The following is a 26,537-nucleotide window of genomic DNA, read 5'->3' as shown; positions in this document are numbered from 1 at the left end:
GGCTCGAGGAGAAGGGTCCGAGCTGGCCGGGACGACGGGCGGGTGGTCCGCGGTCGTCAGTGGGCCTCCTCGGCGCTGCGGGAGTCGGTGAGGGTCAACGCACCCAGCACCGCGACCACGCCGACGACCCCGGCGATCACCCCGTAGGCGATCCGCTCACCGTGGAAGAACGAGGCGACCAGCGTGCTGCTCCAGGTGCCGGCGGGCAGCTCGGCGGTGACCAGCGCGGCGATCAGCGTGCCCACCAACGCCGTGCCCAGGCTGGTGCCGACCTCCTGCGCGGTGTCGTTGAGGGCCGCCCCGATGGAGGTGCGGTTCTCCGGCATCTCGTCGACCAGCGCGACCGCGCAGATCGTCATCACCGTGCGCAGACCGACGGTCATCACCACCATCGCGATCACGATCACCAGGTAGCCGTGCTCGACGCCCCAGGCGAGCCCGCCGACCCCGCAGGCGAGCAGCACCGCCCCGACGAGGCAGGCGATCCGGTGGCCGTAGCGCCGGATCAGTCCTTCGGAGAAGGGGGTGGCCAGCAGCATCGTGGTGATCATCGGCAGGTTCGCCAGGCCGGCGCGCACCGGCGACCAGCCGTAGGCGTACTGGAAGTGCAGCACCAGCCCGAACATGACCGCGGCCATCGCGATCGCCGTACCGGCCTGGGCGATCGTGGCACCGCGCACGGTGCCGTTGGAGAAGAGACGGATGTCGAGCATCGGCGACGCCGTACGACGCTCGTGCCAGACGAATCCGATCGCGGCGAGCACGGCGCCGAGGATCGAGCCGAGGGTGACGACGGAGCTCCAGCCGTAGTCGACACCGGAGGTCGCGGCGTAGCAGGCCAGGCCGATGGTGAGCACGCTCAGCGCCGCACCGGGCAGGTCGAGGACATCGTGGGTCAGGTCCTCGCGGCGATCCGGGGCGACACCGAACCGGACGCCGAGGCACGCGATCAGCGCGATCGGGGCGTTGACCACCAGCAGCCACTCCCAGCTGACGTGGGCGAGTGCCGTGCCGCCGAGCACCGGACCGAGGATGAACCCGGACATGCCGACCACCATCATCACGGTGATGGCGCGCATCCTCAGGCCCTTGTCGTCGAAGAGCCGGAAGACCAGCGAGTTGGTGATCGGCGCCATCGCCGCGGCGGCGATGCCGAGGGCGGCACGCAGGGCGATGAGCTCACCCGAGCTGTGCACGGCCACCACGCACAGCGAGATCAGGCCGAACGCCGCCAGTCCCACCAGGAGCACTCGACGCCGGCCGAACCGGTCGGCGATCGAGCCGGCGGTGAGCAGCAGGCCGCCGAAGGTCAGCGAATACGCACCGGTCACCCACTGCAGCGCGGTGGTGCCACTGCCGAGGTCACGCCCGATGGTGGGCAGCGCGATCGAGAGCAGGGTGTTGTCGACCATCTCGACGAAGAAGGCCAGGCAGAGTGCCGCCAGCGGGATCCACGCCGCTCGCAGCGATCGGTAGGTGCGCGACGACGCGCCGCTGCCGGTGTCGTCGCCGGTGGCGGTAGAACTCGCGGTGGTGGACATGCTGGCTCCTCGTCGGTGGTCGCGCATCGAACGCTTCACCGGCAACGCTAGGAGCGAGCGGTTTCAGCACACCTTCAGCCGACTTTCACCCGGCTTCGCGGCGCTTTCACGTCGCGCTCCGACCACGCCGCGACCGAGCGTCCGTCACCGGCGACGACCCCGTCAGCGTCGCGCCGAGCCTCGCGGCGGCTCGCCGGACTCCCCATGATCCGGCTCCGCGCGATCCGGTCGAGTGGCCGGCGGCGGACCGGTCGGCGGCGCGGGGCTCTCCTCCGGCTCGTTGGGTACGCCGCGCAGATGGCCGCGCCGCACCACCCTGACCGGACGGGTGAACGCGTCGTTGTCCGGGGAGTCCAGCTCATCGCGTGGACTGGGCGTGGGCTCGGCCGCGGCGCCGCCCGGCTCGGGCGCGAACCCGGCCGGCGGCGCCTCGGGATCGGCCGGCAGCTTCTCTCCCAGCTGGTCGCGCGGTCTGACCTGGAGCTTGCGGGTCGCCTTCTGCAGCCAGGAGGGGTCCATCACGATCTCGTGGGTGTGCCCGTCGCGGCCGTCGAAGGTCACCGCCACCGTCTCGAAGCCCTTGTGCCGCTGCATCAGCGCATAGCCGGCGTACGCCCGCCGGTCGGCCTCGGTCAGGTCCACCCGGTCGGTGAACGGGGTCAGCAGGGCCCGCGGCCACAGATGGCGCGCGACGACCACGTTGACCTCGATGGAGAGCACGCCCATCACCGCGGCGATGTAGATGAAGCCCATCAGGCCGAGGACCAGCGCGAAGGTCCCGTTCATTCCGCTGGTCGCCTTGATCACCCGCTCCACATAGACCGTCCCGAGGTACTGCAGCAGCTGCCACATCAGCGCGAAGGCGAAGGCGCCGGGCAGCGCGTTGCGCAGCGAGTGCTCCCGGGTGGTGGCCAGCCGGAAGAGCACGGTCAACATCGCGGTGACGATGGCGATGGTGCCGATGACCAACAGCCATCGGGTCGCCTTGTCGGCCTGGGCGCCGAAGGCGTTGGTCGAGCCGAACAGCGTGGACAGGATCGAGACGCCGAGGACGGCGACTCCTGCGGTGGCCAACAGCACCAGGCTGCGCAACCGGAGCAGGAACGGGTTGGGACGGCTGTTGCGCGGCACCGACCAGGCGGTGTTGACGGTGTTCTGGATCGCCTGGCCGAGCCCCATCGCGCCGTACAGGGCGGTGATCGCGCCGACCACGATGCCGGCCGTCGAACCGGTCAGCTCCTGACGGCCCAGCGAGTCGCCGATGATCGGGAACTGGCTGAGCGCCGAGTCGAGCAGCTCGTCCTGGAGATGGGCATTGTCCTGGAGCACGAAGCCGAGGATCGACGAGCCGAGCAGCAGCAGCGGGAAGATCGCGATGAAGGCGTAGTAGGTCACGATCGCGGCGAGATAGTTGCCTTGATCGTCGAAGAACTTGTAGATGACGCCGAGCACGAAGGCGACCGGAGGGATCCGGCGCTGGGCCCGGTCCACCGCTTGCATCACACCGGCCACATGCCTCAGCGTACTCGCAGGCGGCGTCGCCCAGCGGCATCGCTGGCGGCACACCGACCGTCCCCGACCTGCGAGGAAGACATGTCCAACTACGGCCCACCACCCGGTTCCCCGCACGACCCGTCCGGCCAGTCCGGCCAGAACCCGCCCCCGTACGGTCAGCCCTACGGCCAACCCCAGTACGGCCAATCCCCCTACGGACAGCCCCAGTACGGGCAGCCCCAGTACGCCCAACAGCCCTATGGACAACAGCCCTACGGCCAACCGGGATGGGGCACTCCGGCGTACTCCTCCTGGGGCCGCCGGGTCGGCGCCTTCCTGCTCGACTACCTGGTCTCGCTGATCTTCCTGATCCCCATCGTCGTCGGCATGGTGATCATGTTCGCCGGGATGGAGACGCGCACCGACGCCACCGGATCGGTGACGGAGGCGAGCGTCAGCAACGGCGCGGTCTTCGCGGTCGGCCTGATCGTGATGATCGCGGCGGGCATCGGCTCGGTCGTCTTCCAGATCTGGAACTACTGCGTCCGGCAGGGTCGCACCGGCTACACCCTCGGCAAGGGCTGGGTGGGGATCAAGCTCGTCCGCGAGGCCACCCTGCAGCCGGTCGGCGGCTGGCTCGCCTTCGGTCGCCAGATCCTGCACGTGGTGGACGGGGCGGTCTTCTACATCGGCTACCTGTGGCCGCTGTGGGACGCCAAGCGGCAGACCTTCGCCGACAAGATCGTCTCCACCGTCGTGATCGACGAGCCACAGCCGCCGAAGGGCCTCCCCCGATAGGCCGAGTCGGTCGAAATGACGGTCGAGTCGGTCGATAGCGCGGTCGAGTCGGTCAGTAGCGCGGTCGACCCCGGATCTCGATCGTCACAAGTGACGATCGAGATCCTCCACCGGGCCCGGCCAGTCCGGTCGGTTCGGCCAGTCCGGTCGGTTCGGCCAGTCCGGTCAATAGGACTTCGGCAGGCCGAGGGTGTGCATCGCGACGAAGTTGAGGATCATCTCCCGGCTGACCGGGGCGATCCGACCGAGCCGGGCGGCCACCATCATGTTGGCCAGCCCGTACTCCTCGGTCAGCCCGTTGCCACCGTGGGTGTGAACGGCGAGGTCGGTGGCGACACACGCGACCTCGCCGCCGGCGTACTTGGCCATGTTGGCGTACTCGCCGGCGCCGAAGTCGTCGCCGGCATCGCACAGCGCTGCCGCCTTCTGCCACAGCAGCCGGGCCTGCTCGAGCTCGACCTTCGCCTTGGCCAGCGGGTGCGCGATGCCCTGGTGTACGCCGATCGGCGATCCCCACACCGACCGGGTCTTGGCGTACTCGACCGCCCGACCGAGCGCATAGCGCGCCATCCCGCAGGACAGCGCGGCGCCCATGATCCGCTCCGGGTTGAGCCCGGCGAAGAGCTGCCACAGTCCGCCCTCGGCGCTCTCGGGGTCACCGACCAGCGCGGTGGCCGGCACCCGGACGTCATCGAGGAAGAGGGTGAACTGCTTCTCCGGCGCCTGCCACGACATCGGGATGGGCTGCCTGCTGAACCCGTCGGCATCGGTCGGGACCACGAACAGCGCCGGCTTCAGCCGGCCGGTCCTCGCATCCGCGGTGCGGGCGACGATCAGCACGCAGGAGGCCTCGTCCACGCCGGAGATGAACGTCTTCTGCCCGTTCAGCACCCAGCCGTCGCCGTCCCGGGTGGCGGTGGTGGTGATCGCGTGCGAGTTCGACCCGGCGTCGGCCTCGGTGATGCCGAACGCCATCAGCAGCGACCCGTCGGCGATGCCGGGCAGCCAGCGCCGCCGCTGCTCCTCGGTGCCGCACCGGCCGATGATCGAGCCGCAGATCGCCGGCGAGACCACCATCATGAGCAGCGGCGCCCCCGCGGCGGCGGCCTCCTCGAGGACGGCAGCCAGGTCGGCCATGCCGCCCCCACCGCCGCCGTACTCCTCGGCGATGTTGACGCCGAGGAATCCCGCCCGGCCCATCTCCTGCCACAGCTCGGTGGTCTTCTCGCCGGCCTTCGCCTTGGCGATCACGTACTCCTGGCCGTAGCCGCCGGCCAGGCGCGCCACCGACTCGCGTAGCGCCACCCGCTCCTCGGGCTCGCTGAACGCGGTGGTCGTGGACATCATTTCCTCACTCCTCGATCACGATGAGGGTCTCTCCCGCGGCGACCTGTCGGCCGCGCTCCACCGCGACCGCGGCGATCACGCCGCCGGTCGGCGCGCTCACGGTGTGCTGCATCTTCATCGCCTCCAGCACCAGCAGCGGGTGGCCGGCCTCGACCCGGTCGCCGACGGCGACCGCGACGCTCACCACGGTCCCCGGCATCGGCGCCACCAGACTGCCCGGAGCCATCACCGCGCTCGGGTCGGCGAAGCGCGGCCGACGGACCAACCGGGTGTGGCCGACCGGCGAGTCCACCTCGACGAGGGTCCCGGTGGCGTCGATCGCCACCTCGTACGTCGTCCGCACACCGTCGCGCGCCAGCACGACCCGGTCCGGGGCCGCGTCGATCACCTCCGCGCCGTCGACCAGGTAGCCGTCGCGGGTGCCGTACCACTCGACGACCGGATGCTCCTCGAACTCGGTGCGCTGAGGTTGCGAGACCACGTTGCGCCAGGCCACCGGGATGCCGCGCTGCACGGCTCGACGCGCCCGGGTCCGCTCGGCGAGCGCGAGGGCGGCGGCGATCGGTGCGCCGGCGTCGGTCCGGACCACGGTGGGGTCCCGCTCGCCGAGCAGCGCGGTGGAGACGTCCCCGGCCGCGAACGCCGGCGAGCCGAGCGCGTCGATCAGCTGCTCGCGATTGGTCACCAGGCCGCCGATCCGCGCTCGGCGCAGGGCGCCGAGCAGGCGGCGTACCGCCTGGGCGCGGGTGTCGCCGTGGGCGATCACCTTGGCCAGCATCGCGTCGTAGAAGGTGCTCACCGTGCTGCCGGCCGCGTAGCCGGCGTCCACCCGGATCCCCGGCGACTCCGGGATCTCGAACCGGGTGAGCACGCCGGACTGCGGTCGATAGTCGGCGGCCGGGTCCTCGGCGTAGAGCCGGACCTCGATCGCGTGGCCGTCCGCCGGGTGCTCCCGGCGTGGCAGTCGGCCACCCTCGGCGACCCGCAGCTGCCACTCGACCAGGTCCACGCCGTGGACGAGCTCGGTGACCGGATGCTCCACCTGGAGGCGGGTGTTCATCTCCAGGAACCAGAACCGGGCGGTGACCGGGTGGTAGAGGAACTCCACCGTGCCTGCGCCGCGGTAGCAGAGCGAGGCCGCGGCGGCGCCGGCGGCCCGGTGCAGCGCCGACCTGGTCTCCTCGCTCAGGCCCGGCGCGGGCGACTCCTCGAGCACCTTCTGGTGCCGACGCTGGAGCGAGCAGTCCCGCTCGCCGAGCACCAGCACCTCGCCGTGGCCGTCGCCGAGCACCTGCACCTCGACGTGTCGGGCCCGTTCGACGTACGGCTCGCAGAAGACACGGCCATCGCCGAACGCGGCAGCCGCCTCGGCCCGCGCGGCGGCGAGCTCACCGGCCAGGAGGCCGGCGTCGCGGACGATCCGCATGCCGCGACCGCCGCCGCCGGCGCTCGCCTTGACGAGGAGCGGGAAGTCGGCCGGGCCGGGGTTGGGCGGGGCCTCCAGGATCGGTACGCCGGCCGCCGCCATGATCCGCTTCGCCTCGATCTTGGATCCCATCGCGGCCATCGACTCCGGGGTCGGCCCCACCCAGGTCAGCCCGGCCGCCTCGACCGCCGCGGCGAACGGGGCGCTCTCGGAGCCGAAGCCGTAGCCCGGATGGACCGCATCCGCGCCGGTCCGGCGGGCGGCATCGACGAGCAGGTCGCCGCGCAGGTAGGTCTCCGCCGGGCTGTTCCCCGGGAGACGGACCGCATGGTCGGCCTCGGCGACATAGGGCAGGTCGGCATCCGCATCGCTGTGGACCGCGACCGTCTCGATGCCGAGCCGGCGGCAGGTGCGGAAGATCCGGCTCGCGATCTCGGCCCGGTTGGCGACCAGCAGCCGCCCGATCAGCCCGGTCGGTCCGGTCAGCTCGTCGGTCATGGCCGGAACACCCCGAATCGGCTCGTGCCCGCGGTCGGGCGACCGGCGATCACCGAGAGGCAGATGCCGAGCACCGTCCGGGTGTCTCGCGGGTCGATGACGCCGTCGTCGTAGACCATCCCGGAGAGCGCGAACGGCAGGCTCGCCTCCTCGACGGCACCCTCCACGAACGCCCTCATCTGGGCATCCGCCTCCTCGTCGTACGGCTGGCCCTTCGCCTCCGCGGAGGCACGCGAGACGAGGGAGAGCACACCGGCCAGCTGCGCCGGCCCCATCACCGCCGACTTCGCGTTCGGCCAGGTGAAGCAGAAGCGCGGATCGTAGGCGCGCCCGTTCATGCCGTAGTTGCCGGCGCCGTAGGAGGCGCCGATGATCACGGTCAGATGCGGCACCGTCGAGTTCGAGACCGCGTTGATCATCATCGCGCCGTGCTTGATGATGCCGCCCTGCTCGTACTCGGTGCCGACCATGTAGCCGGTGGTGTTGTGCAGGAAGAGCAGCGGCACGTCGATCTGGTTGGCCAGCTGGATGAACTGGGTCGCCTTCTGCGCCTCCTGGCTGAACAGCACTCCCTGCGCGTTGGCCAGGATGCCGATCTGCCGGCCGTGCAGCTGCGCCCATCCGGTGACCAGGCTGGGGCCGTAGAGCGGCTTGAACTCGTCGAAGACCGCGCCGTTGCCCGGGCCGACCCCGTCGCAGATCCTCGCGATCACCTCGCGGGGGTCGAACGGCTCGGAGAGGTCGGTCGGGATGAGGTCGAGGAGCTCCTCGGGGTCGGCGTCGGGCTCGGCGAAGTCGGGCCGGGGGCGGGTTTCACCGGTGAACCGGTGAAACCGGCACTTATCGGGGGTTGCAACCGTCGAGAAGTGGCAGTTTCGCCGGTGAACCGGTGATTCCTGTGACGCAAGTGACACCGGCCCCCGCCCCAGCCGCGCCACGATCCGTCGGCCGATCCGGATCGCATCGGCCTCGTCGGCGGCCAGGTAGTCGGCGAGGCCCGAGGTGCGGGCGTGCATCTCGGCACCGCCCAGCGACTCCTCGTCCGCCTCCTCGCCGGTGGCCATCTTGACCAGCGGTGGCCCGCCGAGGAAGACCTTCGCCTGGCCGCGCACCATCACCGTGTAATCGCTCATCCCGGGGATGTAGGCGCCGCCGGCGGTGGAGTTGCCGAAGACCAGCGCGATCGTCGGCCGGCGGTCCGCGGAGGCGACGGTCAGGTCGCGGAACATCCTGCCGCCGGGGATGAAGATCTCCTTCTGCGTCATCAGGTCCGCTCCGCCGGACTCGACCAGGTTGATCGTCGGCAGCCCGTTCTCCGCGGCGATCTGGCTGGCCCGGAACGCCTTGCGCAGGGTGAACGGGTTCGACGCACCGCCCTTGACGGTCGGGTCGTTGGCGGTGATCAGGCACTCGACGCCCTCGACCACGCCGATGCCGGTGACCAGCGAGGCGCCGACCGCGAAGTCCGACCCCCACCCGGCCAGCGGCGAGAGCTCCAGGAACGCGGAGCCCTCGTCGACCAGCAGCTCGATCCGCTCCCGGGCGAGCAGCTTCCCGCGGGCATGGTGCCGGTCGACGTACTTCTGGCCACCGCCGGCCACCGCCTTAGCGTGCTCGGCATCGAGCTCGGCGAGCCGGGCCTCCATGGCCGCCCGGTTCCCGTTCACGGTGCGTATCCCAACAGCGACGCCGCCAGATCCGTCATCACCTCGGTGGCTCCTCCCCCGATCGGCAGGATCCGGGCGTCGCGGTAGTGCCGCTCGACCTCGGTCCCGTGCATGTATCCGGTGCCGCCGTGCAGCTGGACCGCCTGGTCACAGACGTACGCCGCCGCCTCGACGGCCGTCTGCTTGGCGAGCGCGGCCTCGGCGATCGCCGTCGGGCTCGACCCCTCGCGGTCGTAGCGCTCCGCGACGGCGTGGGCGTAGCTCCTGGCCACCGCCACCCGGCGGTGCATCTCGACCAGCCGGTGCCGCACGACCTGACGCGCGATCAACGGTGCGCCGAAGGTGGCGCGCTCGCGTGCGTAGCCGGCGGTGAGGGCGAGCGAGCGCCCGGCGATGCCGTAGGCCTGGACGGCGAGCGCGATCCGCTCGGTGACGAACGACTCCGCCAGGTAGCCGAAGCCGGCGCCCTCCTCGCCGACCAGGTTGGTCGCCGGGACCCGGACGTCGACGAAGGAGAGCTCGGCGGTGTCGGAGCAGTGCCATCCCATCTTGCGAAGGTCGCGGGTGACGGCGAACCCGGGGGCGTCGGCGTCGACGACGAGCAGGCTGAGGCCGGCGGCGCCGGGGCCGCCGGTCCGCACCACGGTGGTGACGAAGTCGGCCCGGACGCCCGAGGTGATGAAGGTCTTGGCGCCGTTGACCACGAAGTGGTCCCCGTCGCGGATCGCGGTGGTGCGCAACCGGGCCACGTCGGAGCCGCCATCGGGCTCGGTGACGCCGAGCGCGCCGATCCTCGCGCCCGCCAGTGTCGGACGGACGTAGCGCTCGACCAGTTCGGGGCTGCCGTGTGCGGCCAGATGCGGGAGCGCGATGCCGGCCGTGAACAGCGCGGCCAGCAGCCCGGAGGAGGCGCCCTCGGCGAGCATGCCCTCGTTCATCGCCAGCACGTCGCACAGCGTGCCGCCCTCACCGCCGACCTGCTCGGCGAAGCCGAGGCCGAGCAGCCCCTGCTCCGCCGCCCGCGCATGGAGGCTGCGCGGCACCCGGCCGGCGTCCTCCCACTCCGCCAGGTACGGCGTCACCTCGCGCCGGGTGAACTCCGCACCCAGGTCGAACAGCTCGCCCATCACGCCTCCTCGACCAGCTCGACAAGGTCGATGGGGATCGGGACCCGGCGGCTGCGCACCCACTCGCCCAGCGCCTTGGCCTGCGGGTCGAAGCGGCTGGTCTGCGCCACCCCCTGGTCGAGCCAGCCGTGCAGGACGATGTTGAGGCCGCGCAGGTTCGGCAGCCGGTGGAGGTCGAGGTCGAGCTCCTCCGAGCCCGGGACCAGGTCGCGGACGAACTCCTCGTCGACCTGGTCGTAGAGCCAGTCGAGGGCGGCGTCCGGCCGGCTCTGCGGGATCCACAGGCCGAGGTTCGCGTCGCCGCCCTTGTCCCCGGAGCGGGCGAAGACCAGGTCGCCGAGCGGTCGGATCCGGACGCGCTCGTCGTTCCCGGACCAGCGGCGCGGGGCTGACAGGGCGGCCGCTGGCGGGGCGGTGGCCGGGCTGCTCGTGACCTCGGTCGGGCCGGGGACGGCCTCCACCGATCCGCCCGGCAGATGCACCGTCTCGGTGACGGCGTCCCGGTCGACGTACCTCGCCCGGAAGACGCCGTACGGCGTGGGCCGCTCCGGCGGCCGGGTCACGTGGAAGCCCGGGTACGACGCCAGGGCGAGCTCGATCACCGGTGCGGTGAAGGCGCGGCCGACCGTCTCGGCGTCCGCGGCGTAGACGTCGAGCCGCAGCAGCGCCGACGCCTGGGACTCGGTCGCCAGGGTCGGGACCGGGCCGAACTCGGTCGCCCAGCGGTGCTCGACGCCCTCGAGCACCGGCGCCAACTGGGCCCGCACCAGGGCGGCCTTGGCCTCCAGGTCGAGTCCGGTGAGGACGAACTCGGCGCGGTTGCGCCAGCCGCCCAGCTCGTTGACCGCCACCTTGAGCCGGGCCGGCGGAGCCTGGCCGATCACGCCGGTGATCGCGACCCGGTCCTCCCCCTGCGCGGCGAGCCGGATCGAGGTCAGGTCGGCGCTGACGTCGGGCCCGAGATAGAGCGGCCCCTGCACCTCGTAGAGCAGCTGTGCGGTCACGGTGTCGGGGGTGACGGCGCCACCGGTGCCGGGATGCTTGGTGATCACCGCGGACCCGTCGGCGGCGACCTCGGCGATCGGGAACCCGAGGGGGGCGGAGAGATCGAGCCCGGTGAAGCCGGCGAAGTTCCCGCCGGTGGCCTGGGCGCCGCACTCGACGACGTGACCCGCCACCGTCGCGCCCGCCAGGGCGTCCAGGTCCGCGCGGGTCCAGCCGTGGTGGGCGATCGCCGGACCGATCACCAGGGAGGCGTCGGTGACCCGCCCGGTGACCACCACGTCGGCGCCCGCATCCAGTGCCCGGGCGATGCCGAACGCGCCCAGATAGGCGTTCGCGGTCAGCGCACCCGGGGCCTCAGGCCGGCCGCGCAGGTCGTCCCCGTCGACGTAGGCGACCAGCGCGGAGGTACCGAGCCGACCGATCCCCTCGGCCAGGCCCGCCGGGTTGAGCCCGCCGGCGTTGGCGACGATCCGCACGCCGCGCTCCAGGGCGAGGTCGAGGCACTCGGCGAGCTGGCGCAGGAAGGTCTTGGCGTAGCCGACCGAGGCGTCCTCGAGCTGGTCGCGGCCGAGGATCAGCATGGTGAGCTCGGCGAGGTAGTCGCCGGTGAGCACGTCCAGCGGACCCCCGGTGAGCATCTCCCGCATCGCGGTGAGCCGGTCGCCGTAGAAGCCCGAGCAGTTGCCGATCCTGATCGGCCGGGTGGTGTGATCGGCGCTAGCCACGAGGCGCCCGCCCCGCTCCCGCCGGTCCGGCGAAGGCCTGCACGATGTCGAGCCACCGCGCGGCCTCGGGTCCGCCGGCCCGCAGCGAGGTGTCGGCGCGGTGGATGCGCTGGGCGGCCAGGCGGGCGAACTCGTACGCCGACCCGCTCACCCGCTGCTCGGCGTCCTCGGGCCCCCAGGTCCACAGCGCGCCCGAGGGTCCGGTCAGCTCGACCCGGAACTCGCCGGCCGGCACGGCCAGCCGCCGAGCGCCGAAGGCGAAGTCGCGGGTGCGCACCGCCAGATGGCACACGTGCCGGATCCGGTCGGTGGGGACGACCGGCACCCCGAGCGCGTCCCGGACGTCGAGCCCGTGCGCCCAGGTCTCCATGATCCGCGCGGTGACCATCGAGGCCGGTGACATCGCCGGTCCGAACCAGGCCAGCCGCTCCCCGGGCGCGAGGCCGCGCAGCGCGGCCTCGAGTTCGGCGCGGCCCTCGTCCCACAGGCCCAGCAGGCCGTCCGGCGGCAGGCCGGCGAGCTCGGTGGCCGCGCGATCGACGAAGTGCGCCGGGTCGGCGAGCGCGAGCTCCACCAGCCGGTCCCAGCCGGCCCGGTCGGTCGCCGCGGCCACCACCGCGGCGTCGGTCCAGGCCAGGTGGGCGATCTGGGTGGCCACCTCCCAGCCGACCGCCGGGGTCGGCGTACGCCAGCCGTCCTCGTCCAGCTCGGCGACCACCGCACGCAGGTCCAGGCTCTCCGCGGACAGGTCGGCGAACAGCTCGTCGATGAGCGTCATGCGGGCTCCTCCAGGACGGTGTCGAGGGTGCACGCCCAGCGGTCCAGGATCCGGTGCCGCCGGCGGGCGTCGTCGGAGAGGGTCGCCGCCAGGCCGAGACCACGCATCAGGTCGAGGGTGGCCTGCACCAGCTCTCGTACGCCGGCCCGCGACTCGTCGGCGGCCAGCAGCTCCACGGTGAGGCTGTGCAGCTCGCGCCCGATCTTCTGCTCCAGTGGCGCCACCGCGGCCAACAGGACCGGGTCGGTGCGCGCCGCGACCCAGAGCTCGAGAGCGGCGGTGAACACCGGCGAGGTGACGTGCTCGGCCAGCATCTCCAGCACCTTCCGGGTCCGCTTCGGGCCCGGCCTGATCCCGGTCGCGGCCGCACGCAGCGCGTCACCACGGGCCTCGGCGAGGTGCTCCACCGCGGCGACGACCAGGTCGTTCTTGGTCGGGAAGTGATGCAGCTGCGCCCCGCGACTGACCCCGGCCCGCTGGGAGACCAGCGTGGTGCTGGTCCCGGCGAAGCCACGCTCGACCAGCAGCTCGACGCAGGCCTCGAGCAGCCGGGCCCGCATCAGTCTGGTGCGCTCGGCCTGCGGCACCCGGGTGATGGTCACCGCCCCACCCTCTCGTCCATCTAACAAACAGTCAAGCCTGTCTTTTTCTGTCGCGGGCCGGCGTCACCGCACGGGACCCGGAGGGCGCCGACGTCCCCCGATGCCCACCTGCGGTCGCTCGCCGCATAGACGGACGCGAACCGTCCGGAACAAGCTCTACCGTGGGCCACATGGCTATCGCACGCACACCACACACCGTTCTCGACTGCCCCGACCCGAAGGCCCTCGCGACCTTCTACGGCGCCCTGCTCGACTGGACCGTGACCGACGACGGCGACTGGGCCGACGTCGAAGGATCCGAGCCCGGCGAGCTCCTCAGCTTCCAGCAGGTCCCCGACTATCGGCCGCCCGCGTGGCCCGGCCAGGAGGTGCCCCAGCAGTTCCACCTCGACGTGTACGTCGACGACCTCGACGAGGCCGAGGCGGCGACCCTCGCGCTCGGCGCGACCAAGCACGCGGTCCAGCCGGGCACGAGCTTCCGGGTCTTCCTCGACCCGGCGGGACATCCGTTCTGCCTGTGCCAGGCGTCGGCCTGAGGACCGGCGTCAGGCCAGGGCGAAGTACCGCAGCCAGACGTAGACCCAGGCGACCGCCAGGGTCGCGGCGGTGATCACCAGGCCGTGCCTGGTGAACTGCCAGAAGCTGATCGGATGACCGGACCGCGCCGCGATGCCGAGGACGACGACGTTGGCGCCGGCAGCGACCGCGGTGGTGTTGCCGCCGAGGTCCGCGCCGAACACCAGTGCCCACCACAGTGGACTCTCGGCACCCGAGCTCGGCGTGGCCTCGACCATCTGCTCCACGATCGGCACCATCGCGGCGGTGTAGGGGATGTTGTCGACGAAGCCGCCGACGGCGGCCGAGCCGACCAGGAGGCCGGTGACCCCGAGCAGCTCGTTGTCGCCCATCAGGTGCGCCGCGGCCTCGCCCAGGTCACCGATGACCCCCACCTCGACCAGGGCGCCGACCAGCACGAACAGGGCCATGAAGAACGCCAGCGTGGCCCACTCCACCTCCTCGAGGAATCGCTCGGCGCCGAAGCCCGAGACGAGCACCATCGCGCCGGCGCCCAGCATCGCGACGATCGAGGCGTCCAGGTGCAGCAGCGGGTGCAGCCCGAAGGCGAGCATCACCGCAGCGAGGACCACCAGGCAGCGCAGCAGCAGTCCCCGGTCGGTGATCGCCGAGACCGGTTCCTCGAGCAGGTCATCGAGCTCGACTCGACCGCGCAGGTCGTGCCGGAAGAGCACCTCGACCAACACCACCAGCAGGCCGAGCAGCACGACGCAGAGCGGCAGCGCATGCACCAGGAAGTCGTCGAAGGTCAGCCCGGCCCGGCTGCCGACGATGATGTTGGGCGGGTCCGCGATCAGGGTGGAGATGCCGCCGACGTTCGCGGCCAGCACCAGTGAGATCAGGTAGGGCTCGGGGCGCAGGCCCAGCCGGGCGCACACCGACAGCGTGACCGGAGCGACCAGCAGCACCGTGGTGACGTTGTCGAGGATCGGGGAGAGCCCGGCGGTGACCACGATGAGCAGCATCGCCAGCCGCCGCGGCCGGCCACCGGAGCGATGCGCGGCCCACAGCGCGAGGTATTCGAAGAGCCCGGTCTGTTTCAGCACACCGACGATGACCATCATCCCGAAGAGCAGGAAGACGACGTTCCAGTCGATCCCGGTCTCGTGGTCGAAGAACGCCGTCTCCGCGTCGACGAGGCCGATCACCGTCATCGCGGCGACCCCGCCGACCGCGGCCGCCACCCGGTGGACCCGCTCGGTGGCGATCAGCGCGTAGGCCACCACGAAGATCACCACGGCGGCGTACGTGGTCACCGGCGACTCCCCGCATCGGTCTCGTCACCGGCAGCTCGAGCGGGTCCGGCGGCTCGGGACGGTCGCGAGGCCGAGATGAGCAACACCTCGACCGCGTCGAGCACGAAGCGGTCGACCACGCCGCCGGCCGGACCGCCGAGGCGGCTGCCGTCGAGAACGGCTCGGACACCGCCGTCGCGATCCACCAGCCGGTCGAGGTCCCGCTCCCGGACCGCGGCGATCAGCTTGCGCTCGACGACCGCGCGCAGCGCCCGGACCGGCGCGACGTACGCGGTCCCCGGCCGCGGCGGATCGACGTCCAGCACGAGCGTGACCAGGACCCTGACGTCCGCGCCGTCGCGGGTCTCGGCGCGGACCCCCACCAGCAGCTCGACCGGTTCGGTCGGCCATCGGCGCGTCTCCTCGATCCCGGGAAGCACCAGCACCATCCGCCCGAGCGGTACGCGGCGGATCCGGCAGCGGCGCAGGACGACCAGCCGCTCACCCGGGCCCGCCAGCCGGACGGAGGCCGCGAACAGCAGACCGAGCAGCACCGCCCCGACCACCACGACCGCCGACATCGCCACCACCTCCGTCGTCCCGTCTCACCGCCCTCATGGATCAAGGGTCGCCGGACGACGCCTGCGGGCGAATGGGTGCTGACACCCATTTCCTGCCATCGCCCACCTGTCACGCTGGAGGCGTGAGACTGCGCGATCTGCCCCTCTACTGGAAGGTCTGCCTGATCAACGGCGGCGTCTTCTGTGTGGGCACGATCGCGCTGGCGCTCTCCCCGGCCCGCGTCTCCGAGCGCGTCCTCGCCTCCGAGGCGGCGGTGCTCGCCGGCGGGCTCGCGCTGATGGCGCTGCTCAACGCCCTCGCGCTGCGGCGCAGCCTGGCGCCGATCGACCGGGTCATCCGCACCATGGACTCGGTACGCCGGCTCGCCCCCGGACAGCGGCTGACGCCGCACGGCAGCGGCCCGGGCGCACGCCTGGTGGAGAGCTACAACGCCATGCTCGACCGGCTGGAGACCGAGCGCAGCACCAGCAACGCCAAGGCGCTCGCGGCGCAGGAGGCCGAGCGCCGTCGGGTCGCCCAGGAGCTCCACGACGAGGTCGGTCAGTCGCTCACCGTCGTACTCCTCGGGTTGAAGGGGCTCGAGTCGCGGGTGCCCGAGGACGTGCGCGACGAGCTGGCCACGGTGCGGGAGAGCGCTCGCGAGGGGCTGGACGACGTCGGCCGGGTGGCGCGCGCGCTGCGCCCCGGCGTACTCGACGACCTGGGGCTGCATGCCGCGCTCTCGGCGCTGTGCACCGACGTCGGCACCCACGGCGGGGTCACCGTACGGCGCACGGTCGGGCGCGGACTCCCCGATCTGCCGGAGCAGACCGAGATCGTCGTCTACCGGGTGGCGCAGGAGGCGCTCACCAACGTCGTCCGCCACGCCGCGGCGAGCACCGCCACGCTGTCGTTCACCAGGGTCGGCGAGCGGGTGGTGCTCGAGGTCTCCGACGACGGGCACGGCTGCCGCGACCTGGTCGCCGGAGCGGGGCTGAACGGGATGCGCGAGCGCGCGCTGCTGATCGGCGCCGACCTGGAGGTGGACAGCTCGCCGATGCGCGGCACCACGGTGCGGCTGGCGGTGCCGGGGTGAGCGCCGGGCCGATCCGGATCGTGCTGGCCGACGATCACGCGCTGGTACGCCGCGGGGTGCGACTGATCCTCGAGGCCGAGCCCGATCTCGCCGTCGTCGCCGAGGCCGGGGACGGCGCCGAGGCGGTCGCCGCGCTGCGCGAGGTGACGGCCGATCTGGTGATCCTCGACGTCGCCATGCCGCGGATGACCGGGCTGCAGGCCGCGCGCGAGATCGCCCGGCGACGGCAGCCGCCGCGGACGTTGATGCTGTCCATGCACGACAACGAGCAGTACTTCTTCGAGGCGTTGAAGGCCGGCGCGAGCGGCTACGTCCTGAAGTCGGTCGCGGACGAGGACCTGGTCGGGGCCTGTCGAACCGCGATGCGGGGCAACGCGTTCGTCTATCCGGGCGCGATGAGCGCTCTGGTCCGCGACTACCTCGACCGGCTGGCCCGCGGCGAGGACCTTCCGCGCACCGTGCTGACCGAGCGCGAGGACGAGGTGCTCAAGCTGATCGCCGAAGGGCACTCCTCACGCGAGATCGCCCGGCTGTTGACCATCTCGTACAAGACCGTCGAACGGCATCGGGCCAACATCCTGGCCAAGCTCGGCATGCGGGACCGGACTCAGGTCACCCGCTACGCGATCCGCGCCGGCCTGATCGAGCCCTGACGCCACGTCGGCGCCGGGTCGAGTCGGCGCATCATGTACGGCGATCGTCCGCGAGCAGAGGCAAGGGGGCCAGCCCATTTGCCTCTGCTCGCCGTGTTCCGGGCCACCATTTGCCTCTGCTCGCCGTACTCCAGGCCACCATTTGCCTCTGCTCGGCGTCAGGCCGGGAACCCCTCCCCGCGCGCGGCGAGCTCGCGCAGGTACGCCGTGGGGCGCAGCTGCTCACCGTACGCGTCGGCCAGCTCGTCGGCGCGAGCCAGGAAGGCGGCCAGCCCGATCGAGCCGTCGGCCGCCTCGTAGCCGGTCATGAACTGGGCGGCGCCGCCGGTCGCGGGCGGGAAGCCGATGCCGAAGATCGACCCGATGTTGGCGTGCGCGGCCGAGGTCAGCACACCCTCCTCGAAGCAGCGGGCGGTCTCGATCGCCTCCCGGAACAGCATCCGCTCCCGGGCGTCGGCGAGCGGGATCTGCTCGGCCGAGACCGGGAACAGGTCCCCGAGGCCGGGCCAGATCGAGCCGCGGCGACCCTGGGCGTAGGAGTAGAACCCGGCCCCCTTCAGCTTGCTCGGCCGGCCGGCCTCGATCATCGCGCCGCAGACCCGCTCGGTCACGGTCGGCTCCACGACACCGGCGGCGGCGCGGGTGGTCGAGGCGATCTTGACCATCAGCTCCAGGTTGAGCTCGTCGGCCAGCTGCAGCGGGCCCACCGGGTAGCCGGCCTGGGTGGCCGCACGCTCCAGGGTGTACGGCGCCAGCCCCTCGGCCAGCATCGCCAGCCCCTCCTCGATCCTGGTGCCGATCACCCGCGAGGTGTAGAAGCCGCGGCTGTCGTGCACCACGATCGGGGTCTTCTTGATCTGCTGCACCACGTCGTAGGCCTTGGCGAGCGCCTCGTCCGAGGTCTCCGCCCCGCGGATGATCTCCACCAGCGGCATCTTGTCGACCGGGGAGAAGAAGTGCAGGCCGATGAAGTCGGCCGGCCGGTCGATCCCCTTGGCCAGCTCGGTGATCGGCAGTGTGGACGTGTTCGAGCACAGCAACGCGTCCGGGGCGACATGGGACGCGATCTCGGCGAACACCCCCTGCTTGAGCGCGACGTCCTCGAAGACCGCCTCGATCACCAGGTCACAGCCGGACAGGTCGGCCGGGTCCGCGGTCGGGGTGATCCGGCCGAGGATCTCGTCCGCCTTCTGCTGGCTGATCTTCCCGCGGGCGACGCCCTTCTCGTTGAGCCCGGCCGTGTAGGCCTTCCCCCGCTCGGCGTTCTCCGCCGCCACGTCCTTGAGCACGACGTCCATGCCGGCCCGGGCGCAGGCGTAGGCGATCCCGGCGCCCATCATCCCGGCGCCGAGGACGCCGACCTTGGTGGCGGCGTACCTCTCGTGGCCGTCCGGCCGCAGGGTGCCCGCGTTGATGGCGCCGAGGTCGAAGAAGAATGCCTGGGTCATGTTCTTGGACTGCTGGCCGGTGACCAGGTCGACGAAGTAGCGCGACTCGATCCGGGTGGCGGTCTCGAAGTCGACCTGGGCACCCTCGACCGCCGCCTCCAGGATCGCCTTCGGCGCGCGCATGTCGGCCTGCTTGAGCTGCTTGCGCAGGATCGGGGCGAAGGCCGGCAGGAAGGCCGCCAGCTTGGGGCTGCTCGGCGTGCCGCCGGGGAGCCTGTAGCCGGCCCGGTCCCACGGCTGCGTGGCCGCCTCGGGATCGTCCGCGTTCGCCCGGATCCACGCCTTCGCGGTCTCCAGCAGGGCCTCCGGTGCGACCAGCTCGTCGACCAGGCCCTTCTCCAGCGCGGCGGCGGGCTTGAACCGGGTGCCCTGGCCCAGGATGTCCATCAGCGCCGTCATGATGCCGAACATCCGCACCGTCCGGGTCACGCCGCCACCCCCGGGCAGCAGGCCCAGGGTCACCTCGGGCAGGCCGATGTCGTAGCGCGCGTCGGCGGCGATCCGGTGGTGGCAGGCGAGCGCGATCTCCAGGCCCCCGCCGAGGGCAGCGCCGTTGATCGCCGCCACGACCGGCCTGCCGAGGGTCTCCAGGCGGCGCAGGGTCGCCTTGACCCCCTCGGTCTCGGCGAAGACGGTGGCGGCGTCGGCGCGGGTGGCCCGGCTCATCTTCTTCAGGTCACCACCGGCGAAGAACGTCTTCTTGGCGCTGGTGACCACCACCCCGACGATGTCGTCGAGCTGTGCCGCGAGCTCGTCGACGGCGTCCTTCATCGAGGTCACCCAGAGGTCGTTCATGGTGTTCGCCGAGCCGTGCGGGTCGTCGAGGACCAGGGTGGCGATGCCGTCGGCGTCGCGCTCGAGGCGTACGGCGGAGGTTGCGTCGTTCATTGTCGTCTTCCGTTCTCTCTGCCCGACTCAGACCAGCTCGACCACGGTGGCGATACCCATGCCGCCGCCGACACACAGGGTGGCCAGGCCACGGCGCTGGCCCCGACGGGCCAGCTCGTCGACCAGGGTGCCGAGGATCATCGCCCCGGTGGCGCCCAGTGGATGACCCATCGCGATGGCGCCACCGTTGACGTTGGTGATCTCCTCGGTGATGCCCATGTCCTTCATGAAGCGCATCGCCACGGCGGCGAAGGCCTCGTTGATCTCCCACAGATCGATGTCGCCGACCTCGAGTCCCGCCTTGGCGAGCGCCTTGCGCGCGGCCGGCGCCGGGCCGGTGAGCATGATCGTGGGGTCGGCACCGGAGACGGCCGCCGAGACGATCCGGGCTCGGGCGGAGAGGCCGAGGTCGGCGCCGACCTGCTCGGAGCCGATCAGCATCAGCGCGGCGCCGTCGACGATGCCGGAGGAGTTGCCGGCGTGGTGGACGTGATCGATCCTCTCCACCCAGGTGTACTTCGAGAGCGCCACGTCGTCGAACCCCGCGTCGGCACCCTGTTGGGCGAAGCTCGGCTTGAGACCGGCCAGCGTCTCGACCGTGGTCCCCGGCCGGATGAGCTCGTCGTGGTCGAGCACCAGTTGGCCGGTGAGGTCGTGCACCGGGATCACCGCATCGGCGAAGTGGCCGGATCGCCAGGCATGGTCGGCGCGGGCATGCGACCGAGCGGCGTAGGCGTCGACGTCGGCGCGGCCGAATCCCTCGAGGGTGGCGATCAGGTCGGCCCCGATGCCCTGCGGCACGAAGTCGGTCGCCAGCGAGGTGGCCGGGTCCATCGCCCAGGCACCGCCGTCGCTGCCGATCGGCACCCGGCTCATCGACTCCACGCCACCGGCGAGGATCAGCTCCTCGAAGCCGCCCCGCACCCGCGAGGCCGCCTGGTTGACCGCCTCCAGCCCGGAGGCACAGAAGCGGTTGAGCTGGACGCCCGCGGTGGTCTCCGGCAGGCCCGCCTTGAGCGCGGCCGTCTTGGCGATGTCCATGCCCTGGTCGCCGATCGGGGAGACCACACCGAGGACGACGTCCTCGATCCGGTCGGGGTCGAGGGTGGGGTTGCGCTTGCGGATCTCGTCGATGAGCCCGACGACCAGATCGATGGGCTTGACCTCGTAGAGGGCGCCGCTCTTCTTGCCGCGCCCGCGGGGCGTGCGCACGTGATCGTAGATGAATGCCTCAGCCATGACTTCCTCGCCAAGCTCGCGGTGATTGATGTGATGGTGACACTAAGACTGTCACGATTGATCCATCTTCGGTAGCGGCGGCTCGTGGGCCTGCAGCGCCTCGGCGATGACCCGGTTGACGGCGTCCTGGAAGGAGACGACCACCGCCTCGATGGTCAGCTGCCGCAGCCTGGGCAGCACCTCGGCGAGACGCGCCATCTCGGCGGGGTCGCGCGGGCGCCGGACGAACTCCTCGACGACCTTGACCCGCAGGATCTCACCGAGCTCGGCGGCCAGGCCGGCCATGTGCCGCGAGGTGGCCTCGTAGGAGGCCGCCATGGTGTCCCGGGGCAGCCCGAGCTCGAGCAGCTCGCGCCCGATCCGCGCCTGGATGTCATCCCCGGGAGCGGCCGTCCAGGCGGTGATCATGATCCGCAGCATGTCCAGGTCGTCCACGCCGACCCCGCCCGGGAGCGCCCGCAGCTGCCGCTCGATCGCCTGCAGGGTGAAGCCGTGCTCCTGCAACGCTCGGACCAACTCCAGCCGGGCGCGGTGCTCGGGTCCGTAGTAGGCCACCCGCCCACGCCGGGTCGGCGGCGGGATCAGCCCGAGGCTGGCGTAGTAGCGGGTGGTGCGGACCGAGACGCCGGTGGCGGCCGAGAGCTCGTCGATGGTGAGCGCAGCTGCTGCCATGCGGTCGACCCTAGCATCGCGACCGGACTAATGTGACAGTTCTACTGTCACTATTCGCGTGCGATGAGAGGCCGCCATGCAGTCATCGATCTACCAAGCCGACCATGAGGACTTCCGTGCGTTGGCACGCACCTTCCTCGAGCGTGAGGTCGTCCCCCACCACGCCTCCTGGGAGGCGGCCGGGCAGGTGGACCGCGAGGTGTGGCGCAAGGCCGGTGCGGCCGGGCTGCTCTGCTTCGACGTCCCCGAGACCTACGGCGGTGCCGGCATCGACGACTTCCGCTACAACGCGGTCCTCGCCGAGGAGATCACCCGGGTGGGTGCCTCCGGGCTCGGCTTCCCGGTGCACACCGACATCATCGTCCCCTACCTCACCCACCTCGGCACGCCGGCACAGAAGCAGCGCTGGCTTCCGGACCTCGTCTCCGGCGAGAGGATCGCCGCCATCGCGATGACCGAGCCCGGCGCCGGCAGCGATCTGCAGGGCATCGCCACCACCGCCGTCGACGCCGGTGACCACTTCGTGCTCAACGGCTCGAAGACGTTCATCAGCAACGGCATCCTGGCGGACCTGGTCATCGTGGTGGCCACCACCGACCCGCAGGCCGGCGCGCACGGGATCAGCCTGCTGGTGGTCGAGCGCGGCATGGCCGGCTTCGAGCGCGGCCGCAACCTGGACAAGATCGGGATGAAGGCGCAGGACACCGCCGAGCTCTTCTTCGACGACGTCGCCGTGCCCAAGGAGAACCTGCTCGGCGAGCTGAACGGCGGCTTCGTCCATCTGATGAACGAGCTGCCCCGGGAGCGGATCTCGGTGGCCACCATCGGCGTCGCCGTCATCGAGCACGTGCTGGGCCTCTGTCTGGACTACGCCAAGCAGCGCGAAGCCTTCGGACGGCCGATCGGCAGGTTCCAGCACAACCGGTTCCTGCTCGCCGAGATGGCCACCGAGGCGCACATCGCCCGGGTCTTCCTCGACGACTGCATCCTGCGGCTCAACGCCGGCGAGGTGGACACCTCGCTCGCCTCGATGGCCAAGTGGTGGTGCACCGAGTTGCAGAAGAGGGTCGTCGACGCCGGCGTACAGCTGCACGGCGGCTACGGCTACATGAGCGAGTACCCGATCGCGAAGGCGTACGTCGACAGCCGGGTCCAGACGATCTACGGCGGCACCACCGAGATCCAGAAGGAGATCATCGGCAGGTTCCTGGGCGTGTGAGAGCCGCCCGTGGCTCAGGCCGGGCTGACGACGACCTGCTCCAGCGGGATGTCGGGGTCGATGGTGAGCCCGTACGAGCGGGCCCGGGCGCCGAAGAGCACCACCACCGCGTCGGTGATCGAGACGATCAGCTCCTCGGCGCTCGGATAGGTCTCGCCCAGGTGCACCCAGCGGCGCACGGTGGAGAAGACCATGCCGACCAAGCCGTGGATCAGCGGGTCCGCCGCCGCCCGCTGCATGACCTCGGGGCCGATGCCCGACAGGGAGAGCGCGAGGACGACCAGCTCGCCGATCCGCTCGGAGATCATGTCGAGACCCTGCTGCAGCGGGCGCTCCCCGTCGGAGACGGTGTCGGCGTCGGCGAGCTGGTGCAACTGCGGGTGCGCCACCGCCCAGCCGACGTAGGCGGCGATCACCCGCTCCACCGTCTGGCGGATCGTGCCCTCGAGCTGGACGCTCGGCAGCAGGATCTCCCACAGCGACTCGAGCACCTGGGCCTGGACGGCGACGTCGAGCTCCCGGCGGTCGGCGAAGTGGCGGTAGACGACCGAGCGGGACAGACCCGCCCGCTCGCCGATCGCCTGCAGGCTGACCAGCGGCCCCTCGGCCTCGATCAGCTCGATGGCGGCGTCCACGACGATGCGGCGGCGCTGGTCGTTGTGCTCCTGCCACCGCCTCGCCCGACCGTCCATAGGATCACAGGGTAGCCGGACGCGGTCGGGAGTCAGCGCCGCCGAGGCCCCCGCCACCGGCCCGGCATCCCGCCACCTGTCCCATCTACCCCGCGACCTGCTCCGCCGGCTGCTGCGACGCCGCGGCCGCGGACCGGATGCCGTCGATCACCACCGGCGAGTAGATGCTCTCGCCGGTCGTCAGGTCGCGGCTGTAGTGCTTGATGAAGTCCCAGATCAGCGGGACGTGATAGCCGGTCTGCGCGTGCGGCAGGCCGACTCCGGTGACGAACCGGGCGGCGACGTGACCGGCCGGACCCAGGAAGTCGCCGACGAGCCACTCGACCTCCTCCAGCTCGGTGCTGAAGGTTCGGTGGAAGTCGAACCCGAAGGCGCGCTTGGCGGCGTCGGGACTGCTCGTCACCAGCTCCTGGGACTCCGCAAGGCTCGGCGCGGTGAAGTCGGCGACCTTGGCGATGTGCTCCATCCAGATGCCGAAGTTCGCCAGGTGCTCCGACTCCTCCAACGGATAGCGATCGCCGCCGTCCATGGTGCCGGCCACCGAGATCAGCGGCAGCTGATAGGGCGCGTTCCGGGCGTAGGAGGTCGGGTCGGCGTACCACCGGCCCTTGGCGTACAGGTTCCCTCCCGGACTCGGCGAGACCGCCGCGAGCACGCCGGGATAGACGCACGCCAGCACGCCGGTGGCGTCCGAGCCGGCCGAGTAGCCCGCGGCGTAGATCCGGCCGTGATCGATCGGATAACCGGCCCGGACCAGCTCACCCAGGATGCGCGGGAACTCCTCCTCCACGCCCTCGTTCGACTCGCCGAGATTGTTCGGCAGGACGCAGATGAACTTCTGCGAGCCGACCAGCGCCGGGAAGCCGGAGGTCTCGGTCTTGTTGATCGGCTCCCTGCCGCCGTGGGAGACGTAGACCAGCGCATAGCGCTGGGTCGGGTCCATGTCCGTCGGCGTGTAGACGGCGTACCGGTGCTCGGTGCCCGCCTCGAACATCTCCTTGCGGACGCCGTACGACGCCCAGTGGGCGAAGACCTCGGGATTGAGCTCGTCGTCGGGGAACCGACGATAGAGCTCGTGCATCGCGTGCGCGTTCCGGCCCGCGCGCGAGGCGTCGTACGACGCCTGGTCGAAGCCGGGCCTCGCCCAGGCCACCTTGGCGCCACTGGGGGGCGCACCGGTCGGCATGTATTGCCGCATACCCATCTCCTTCAGTTCGTTTCGGTCATCACGGGTCCGCCGCGCGCGGCCCACGCGCGGTCATCGGCTCGCCAGCGCCTCGAACTCCCGGCGCCGCATGTCGAGTGATCGCGGCGTACGGTCACGGTCCGAGCCTTTCGATGAGATGCGGCCTACTCGTCGAAGTCGGCCAGGTGATGTCTCCGTGGAGACATCGGCTTCATCCAATTGAAGGTCCTTTCCAACTCATTGACCACCGTTATTGGTGAACAATTATCTTTCGTGCCGTGGCTCCACGGCGAGGGCGGCAATCAACGCGCGGCCGAGAACTACCGCAACCACCGGGACGGCACCCGCCCCAGCCCAGGCTGAAGGCTGAGCGGCTCCCGCTGCACCGGGAGTGGTCACCAAGGCGCTCGGCCAGTGGCTCGCCGGGATCCTCCTGTCTCGGCTCTTCGGGTGTCGCCGCGGTCTGCCTGGTCGGTGCACCGACCCTGGCGGGCCGAGCGGGTGAGAGCGGGTGAGACTGAGGAGAGGCCGTCCCAGCACGCATATGAGCGCATTAGTTGATAGATTATGCGCATGACCACCACCGCGCAGGACGTCCTCGCTCGGCACTTCCCGGGGCTCTCCCCGGAGCAGGTGGACGCCGAGCTGAGCCGCACGCCGGCGGCCGGGGCGACGCCGATCTCGGCAGCTGCGCTGCGGTTCCTCACCGAACATGGCGGCGAGGAGGCCCGAGCGGCGCTCGACGAGTACGACGAGACCGTGGTCCAGCAGAACCGGGCGATCGCCGCGGCGCGGACGCTCGAGGAGCTGCTGGCCACGAGCCTGACGATCGAGGAGGCCGCGACATCGCTCGGGTTGTCGCGATCGCGGATCTCGCACCGACTCCGCGGTCAGAGCCTGTATGCGTTCACGATCCAGGGTCGGCGCTACCTGCCTCGGTGGCAGTTCCGTGCGGACCCCGGAGGGGTGGTGAGCGATGTCATCCCCGGGCTGGCGGAGATCGTGCCCGCGATCCCGCGGGACATGCACCCGCTGGCGGTCAAGTCGTTCATGACCGAGCCGCTGGAGGACCTGGGGGATAGGTCACCGGTGGACCACCTGTGCTCCTACGGGGTGGTCGAGGTCGTCGCGGACCGGCTGGTCGCGCTGGGGCACTGGTGATCGCTACGTGAGCTCGTCGTATCCGAAGCGTCCGACGCGGCCAGCTGGGCCACTGACGCGCCTGGACGAGGACGTCCTGGTCGAGCAGCCGGTGCTGTGGCGGATCCACCGGACCGTGGGGGATCACGTGCTGCCCTGGTCGTCCCTACGTCACTGGGGTCCCGCAGACACCATGCGATTCGACCCGCACCCGCCGCCACCGAGCGAACACCCGGAGCTCGGGGTCACCTACACGGCGCTCGACGTCGCGACGGCGGTCACGGAGACCTTCCAGCAGCAGCGGCTCATCGACACCGCCAGGGGCAGACCCAAAGCGACGTCGTGGCGGCCGACCCGGCCGCTGCGGTTGCTGAACCTGACCGACGACTGGGCGCTGCGCAACGGGGCTTCGCACTCGTTGGCGTCGGGGCCGCGGTCGACATGCCGGACGTGGGCGCGCACGATCGCCGAGACCTGGTCCGACCTCGACGGGCTGTGGAGCCAGAGCACGCTGACCGGGCGTACGAATGTGACGCTGTGGACGCGGGCAGTCGACGCGTTCCCCGCGAGCCCGGAGTTCTCCGAATACCTCGAGGCCGCGCCGATGTGGGCGATCCTGCGCGAGATCACCCGTCGCTATCCGAGCTATCGACTGATCTGATCCAACTACTCGAGCTCCCGGCTCCGCGACCGAACCGCTCGGTGTCCAGCCGGGGTGAGAGATCCCGCGGCCAGGCGTGCTCAGCCGGCGTTCAGCGAGGGCGCTGGGCGCCGGTCCGGCCCTGGCCGGTCCGGCCCGCTCGACTCTGGCCCGCCCGGCTCCGATCCGCCCGGCCCTGGCCGGTAGGGGCAGCTCCCGCTCCGCCGCCGCGGCTCCCGCCACGCCGGGTGTCGCCGGACGCGCTCTCGGCGCGGCGGGTGGTG

General features: G+C 71.4%; 23 protein-coding genes. 7 read left to right on the top strand and 16 right to left on the bottom strand.

Going from position 1 to position 26,537, the window contains the following annotated elements; all coding sequences use genetic code 11:
* Window positions 1-56: 56 nt before the first annotated feature.
* Together QM638_RS14520 and QM638_RS14515 are read right to left on the bottom strand one after the other, a co-directional pair.
* On the bottom strand, window positions 57-1,541 hold the full coding sequence (locus tag QM638_RS14520; protein WP_415142876.1) for an MFS transporter: 1,485 nt from the start codon (window positions 1,539-1,541) through the stop codon (window positions 57-59).
* Between the two features lie 162 nt (window positions 1,542-1,703).
* Window positions 1,704-3,053 (bottom strand): YihY/virulence factor BrkB family protein, encoded by a 1,350-nt coding sequence (locus tag QM638_RS14515; RefSeq protein ID WP_415142874.1) that lies wholly within the window; start codon window positions 3,051-3,053, stop codon window positions 1,704-1,706.
* Between the two features lie 81 nt (window positions 3,054-3,134).
* On the opposite strand from QM638_RS14515, the gene QM638_RS14510 reads away from it, so the two are divergent.
* Window positions 3,135-3,833, top strand: coding sequence for an RDD family protein (locus QM638_RS14510; protein WP_415142872.1), 699 nt, complete (start codon window positions 3,135-3,137; stop codon window positions 3,831-3,833).
* A gap of 165 nt (window positions 3,834-3,998) precedes the next feature.
* Here QM638_RS14510 and QM638_RS14505 read toward each other — a convergent pair whose 3' ends face one another.
* From QM638_RS14505 to QM638_RS14475, 7 genes are read right to left on the bottom strand one after another with little or no spacing between them, the layout of a single operon-like run.
* The gene (locus tag QM638_RS14505; RefSeq protein WP_415142870.1) at window positions 3,999-5,180 is read right to left on the bottom strand and encodes an acyl-CoA dehydrogenase family protein; all 1,182 of its coding nucleotides are present in this window, start codon (window positions 5,178-5,180) and stop codon (window positions 3,999-4,001) included.
* A 4-nt stretch (window positions 5,181-5,184) separates the two neighbouring features.
* Complete coding sequence (locus QM638_RS14500; RefSeq protein ID WP_415142868.1) at window positions 5,185-7,104, bottom strand: biotin carboxylase N-terminal domain-containing protein; 1,920 nt, start codon at window positions 7,102-7,104, stop codon at window positions 5,185-5,187.
* Window positions 7,101-8,750, bottom strand: coding sequence for an acyl-CoA carboxylase subunit beta (locus QM638_RS14495; protein WP_415142943.1), 1,650 nt, complete (start codon window positions 8,748-8,750; stop codon window positions 7,101-7,103). The genes QM638_RS14500 and QM638_RS14495 overlap by 4 nt, the downstream gene beginning before the upstream one ends.
* A gap of 17 nt (window positions 8,751-8,767) precedes the next feature.
* Window positions 8,768-9,898, bottom strand: coding sequence for an acyl-CoA dehydrogenase family protein (locus tag QM638_RS14490; RefSeq protein WP_415142866.1), 1,131 nt, complete (start codon window positions 9,896-9,898; stop codon window positions 8,768-8,770).
* On the bottom strand, window positions 9,898-11,628 hold the full coding sequence (locus QM638_RS14485) for an acyclic terpene utilization AtuA family protein (RefSeq protein ID WP_415142864.1): 1,731 nt from the start codon (window positions 11,626-11,628) through the stop codon (window positions 9,898-9,900). The genes QM638_RS14490 and QM638_RS14485 overlap by 1 nt, the downstream gene beginning before the upstream one ends.
* Window positions 11,621-12,406: a TIGR03084 family metal-binding protein gene (locus QM638_RS14480; RefSeq protein WP_415142862.1), complete on the bottom strand. Its 786-nt coding sequence runs from the start codon at window positions 12,404-12,406 to the stop codon at window positions 11,621-11,623. The genes QM638_RS14485 and QM638_RS14480 overlap by 8 nt, the downstream gene beginning before the upstream one ends.
* Window positions 12,403-13,008 (bottom strand): TetR/AcrR family transcriptional regulator, encoded by a 606-nt coding sequence (locus QM638_RS14475; protein ID WP_415142859.1) that lies wholly within the window; start codon window positions 13,006-13,008, stop codon window positions 12,403-12,405. The genes QM638_RS14480 and QM638_RS14475 overlap by 4 nt, the downstream gene beginning before the upstream one ends.
* Window positions 13,009-13,178: 170 nt before the next feature.
* Between QM638_RS14475 and QM638_RS14470 the strand changes: the two genes are divergently transcribed.
* A complete protein-coding gene (locus QM638_RS14470) occupies window positions 13,179-13,544 on the top strand; it encodes a VOC family protein (RefSeq protein WP_415142857.1) in 366 nt (121 codons plus the stop codon).
* 9 nt (window positions 13,545-13,553) lie between these two features.
* On the opposite strand, the gene QM638_RS14465 is transcribed toward QM638_RS14470, so the two are convergent.
* Window positions 13,554-14,840, bottom strand: a complete 1,287-nt coding sequence (locus tag QM638_RS14465; protein ID WP_415142855.1) for an SLC13 family permease — start codon at window positions 14,838-14,840, stop codon at window positions 13,554-13,556.
* Window positions 14,837-15,400 (bottom strand): SPFH domain-containing protein, encoded by a 564-nt coding sequence (locus tag QM638_RS14460; protein WP_415142853.1) that lies wholly within the window; start codon window positions 15,398-15,400, stop codon window positions 14,837-14,839. The genes QM638_RS14465 and QM638_RS14460 overlap by 4 nt, the downstream gene beginning before the upstream one ends.
* A 122-nt stretch (window positions 15,401-15,522) precedes the next feature.
* Between QM638_RS14460 and QM638_RS14455 the strand changes: the two genes are divergently transcribed.
* Both QM638_RS14455 and QM638_RS14450 read left to right on the top strand, forming a co-directional pair.
* Complete coding sequence (locus tag QM638_RS14455; RefSeq protein WP_415142851.1) at window positions 15,523-16,476, top strand: HAMP domain-containing sensor histidine kinase; 954 nt, start codon at window positions 15,523-15,525, stop codon at window positions 16,474-16,476.
* On the top strand, window positions 16,473-17,129 hold the full coding sequence (locus tag QM638_RS14450; protein ID WP_415142850.1) for a response regulator: 657 nt from the start codon (window positions 16,473-16,475) through the stop codon (window positions 17,127-17,129). The genes QM638_RS14455 and QM638_RS14450 overlap by 4 nt, the downstream gene beginning before the upstream one ends.
* A 158-nt stretch (window positions 17,130-17,287) precedes the next feature.
* On the opposite strand, the gene QM638_RS14445 is transcribed toward QM638_RS14450, so the two are convergent.
* Genes QM638_RS14445 through QM638_RS14435 form a run of 3 tightly spaced genes read right to left on the bottom strand, consistent with a single transcriptional unit; the run spans window position 17,288 to window position 21,376 of the window.
* Complete coding sequence (locus QM638_RS14445) at window positions 17,288-19,465, bottom strand: 3-hydroxyacyl-CoA dehydrogenase NAD-binding domain-containing protein (RefSeq protein WP_415142848.1); 2,178 nt, start codon at window positions 19,463-19,465, stop codon at window positions 17,288-17,290.
* Between the two features lie 27 nt (window positions 19,466-19,492).
* The gene (locus QM638_RS14440; RefSeq protein WP_415142846.1) at window positions 19,493-20,704 is read right to left on the bottom strand and encodes an acetyl-CoA C-acetyltransferase; all 1,212 of its coding nucleotides are present in this window, start codon (window positions 20,702-20,704) and stop codon (window positions 19,493-19,495) included.
* Window positions 20,705-20,755: 51 nt separating this feature from the next.
* Window positions 20,756-21,376, bottom strand: a complete 621-nt coding sequence (locus QM638_RS14435) for a MerR family transcriptional regulator (protein WP_415142844.1) — start codon at window positions 21,374-21,376, stop codon at window positions 20,756-20,758.
* Between the two features lie 76 nt (window positions 21,377-21,452).
* Between QM638_RS14435 and QM638_RS14430 the strand changes: the two genes are divergently transcribed.
* A complete protein-coding gene (locus QM638_RS14430; protein WP_415142843.1) occupies window positions 21,453-22,595 on the top strand; it encodes an acyl-CoA dehydrogenase family protein in 1,143 nt (380 codons plus the stop codon).
* 14 nt (window positions 22,596-22,609) lie between these two features.
* Here QM638_RS14430 and QM638_RS14425 read toward each other — a convergent pair whose 3' ends face one another.
* Both QM638_RS14425 and QM638_RS14420 read right to left on the bottom strand, forming a co-directional pair.
* Window positions 22,610-23,287, bottom strand: coding sequence for a TetR/AcrR family transcriptional regulator (locus QM638_RS14425; protein ID WP_415142841.1), 678 nt, complete (start codon window positions 23,285-23,287; stop codon window positions 22,610-22,612).
* An 85-nt stretch (window positions 23,288-23,372) separates the two neighbouring features.
* Window positions 23,373-24,485, bottom strand: a complete 1,113-nt coding sequence (locus QM638_RS14420) for a hypothetical protein (RefSeq protein WP_415142839.1) — start codon at window positions 24,483-24,485, stop codon at window positions 23,373-23,375.
* A 561-nt stretch (window positions 24,486-25,046) separates the two neighbouring features.
* Here QM638_RS14420 and QM638_RS14415 point away from each other — a divergent pair.
* Both QM638_RS14415 and QM638_RS14410 read left to right on the top strand, forming a co-directional pair.
* Window positions 25,047-25,634 carry a hypothetical protein gene (locus tag QM638_RS14415; RefSeq protein ID WP_415142837.1) on the top strand — a complete coding sequence of 196 codons (588 nt, stop codon included), beginning with the start codon at window positions 25,047-25,049 and terminating at the stop codon, window positions 25,632-25,634.
* Between the two features lie 7 nt (window positions 25,635-25,641).
* Entirely contained in the window at window positions 25,642-26,274 is a 633-nt protein-coding gene (locus QM638_RS14410; protein ID WP_415142836.1) for an RES family NAD+ phosphorylase, read from the top strand.
* The last annotated feature ends 263 nt before the right edge of the window (window positions 26,275-26,537 follow it).

Origin of the sequence: Nocardioides sp. (assembly GCF_047606145.1) — a bacterium.
Lineage (GTDB): Bacteria > Actinomycetota > Actinomycetes > Propionibacteriales > Nocardioidaceae > Nocardioides.
The sequence above is the reverse complement of the archived record's forward strand: the minus strand, read 5'-3'. Positions and strand labels throughout refer to the sequence as shown.

What these genes read in the sequence shown, in the direction of transcription:
- QM638_RS14520 (WP_415142876.1), bottom strand. Translation starts at nt 1,541, where the DNA reads ATGTCCACCACCGCGAGTTCTACCGCCACCGGCGACGACACCGGCAGC.
- QM638_RS14510 (WP_415142872.1), top strand. Translation starts at nt 3,135, where the DNA reads ATGTCCAACTACGGCCCACCACCCGGTTCCCCGCACGACCCGTCCGGC.
- QM638_RS14505 (WP_415142870.1), bottom strand. Translation starts at nt 5,180, where the DNA reads ATGATGTCCACGACCACCGCGTTCAGCGAGCCCGAGGAGCGGGTGGCG.
- QM638_RS14500 (WP_415142868.1), bottom strand. Translation starts at nt 7,104, where the DNA reads ATGACCGACGAGCTGACCGGACCGACCGGGCTGATCGGGCGGCTGCTG.
- QM638_RS14495 (WP_415142943.1), bottom strand. Translation starts at nt 8,750, where the DNA reads ATGGAGGCCCGGCTCGCCGAGCTCGATGCCGAGCACGCTAAGGCGGTG.
- QM638_RS14490 (WP_415142866.1), bottom strand. Translation starts at nt 9,898, where the DNA reads ATGGGCGAGCTGTTCGACCTGGGTGCGGAGTTCACCCGGCGCGAGGTG.
- QM638_RS14480 (WP_415142862.1), bottom strand. Translation starts at nt 12,406, where the DNA reads ATGACGCTCATCGACGAGCTGTTCGCCGACCTGTCCGCGGAGAGCCTG.
- QM638_RS14470 (WP_415142857.1), top strand. Translation starts at nt 13,179, where the DNA reads ATGGCTATCGCACGCACACCACACACCGTTCTCGACTGCCCCGACCCG.
- QM638_RS14460 (WP_415142853.1), bottom strand. Translation starts at nt 15,400, where the DNA reads ATGTCGGCGGTCGTGGTGGTCGGGGCGGTGCTGCTCGGTCTGCTGTTC.
- QM638_RS14445 (WP_415142848.1), bottom strand. Translation starts at nt 19,465, where the DNA reads ATGAACGACGCAACCTCCGCCGTACGCCTCGAGCGCGACGCCGACGGC.
- QM638_RS14440 (WP_415142846.1), bottom strand. Translation starts at nt 20,704, where the DNA reads ATGGCTGAGGCATTCATCTACGATCACGTGCGCACGCCCCGCGGGCGC.
- QM638_RS14435 (WP_415142844.1), bottom strand. Translation starts at nt 21,376, where the DNA reads ATGGCAGCAGCTGCGCTCACCATCGACGAGCTCTCGGCCGCCACCGGC.
- QM638_RS14430 (WP_415142843.1), top strand. Translation starts at nt 21,453, where the DNA reads ATGCAGTCATCGATCTACCAAGCCGACCATGAGGACTTCCGTGCGTTG.
- QM638_RS14425 (WP_415142841.1), bottom strand. Translation starts at nt 23,287, where the DNA reads ATGGACGGTCGGGCGAGGCGGTGGCAGGAGCACAACGACCAGCGCCGC.
- QM638_RS14420 (WP_415142839.1), bottom strand. Translation starts at nt 24,485, where the DNA reads ATGCGGCAATACATGCCGACCGGTGCGCCCCCCAGTGGCGCCAAGGTG.
- QM638_RS14415 (WP_415142837.1), top strand. Translation starts at nt 25,047, where the DNA reads ATGACCACCACCGCGCAGGACGTCCTCGCTCGGCACTTCCCGGGGCTC.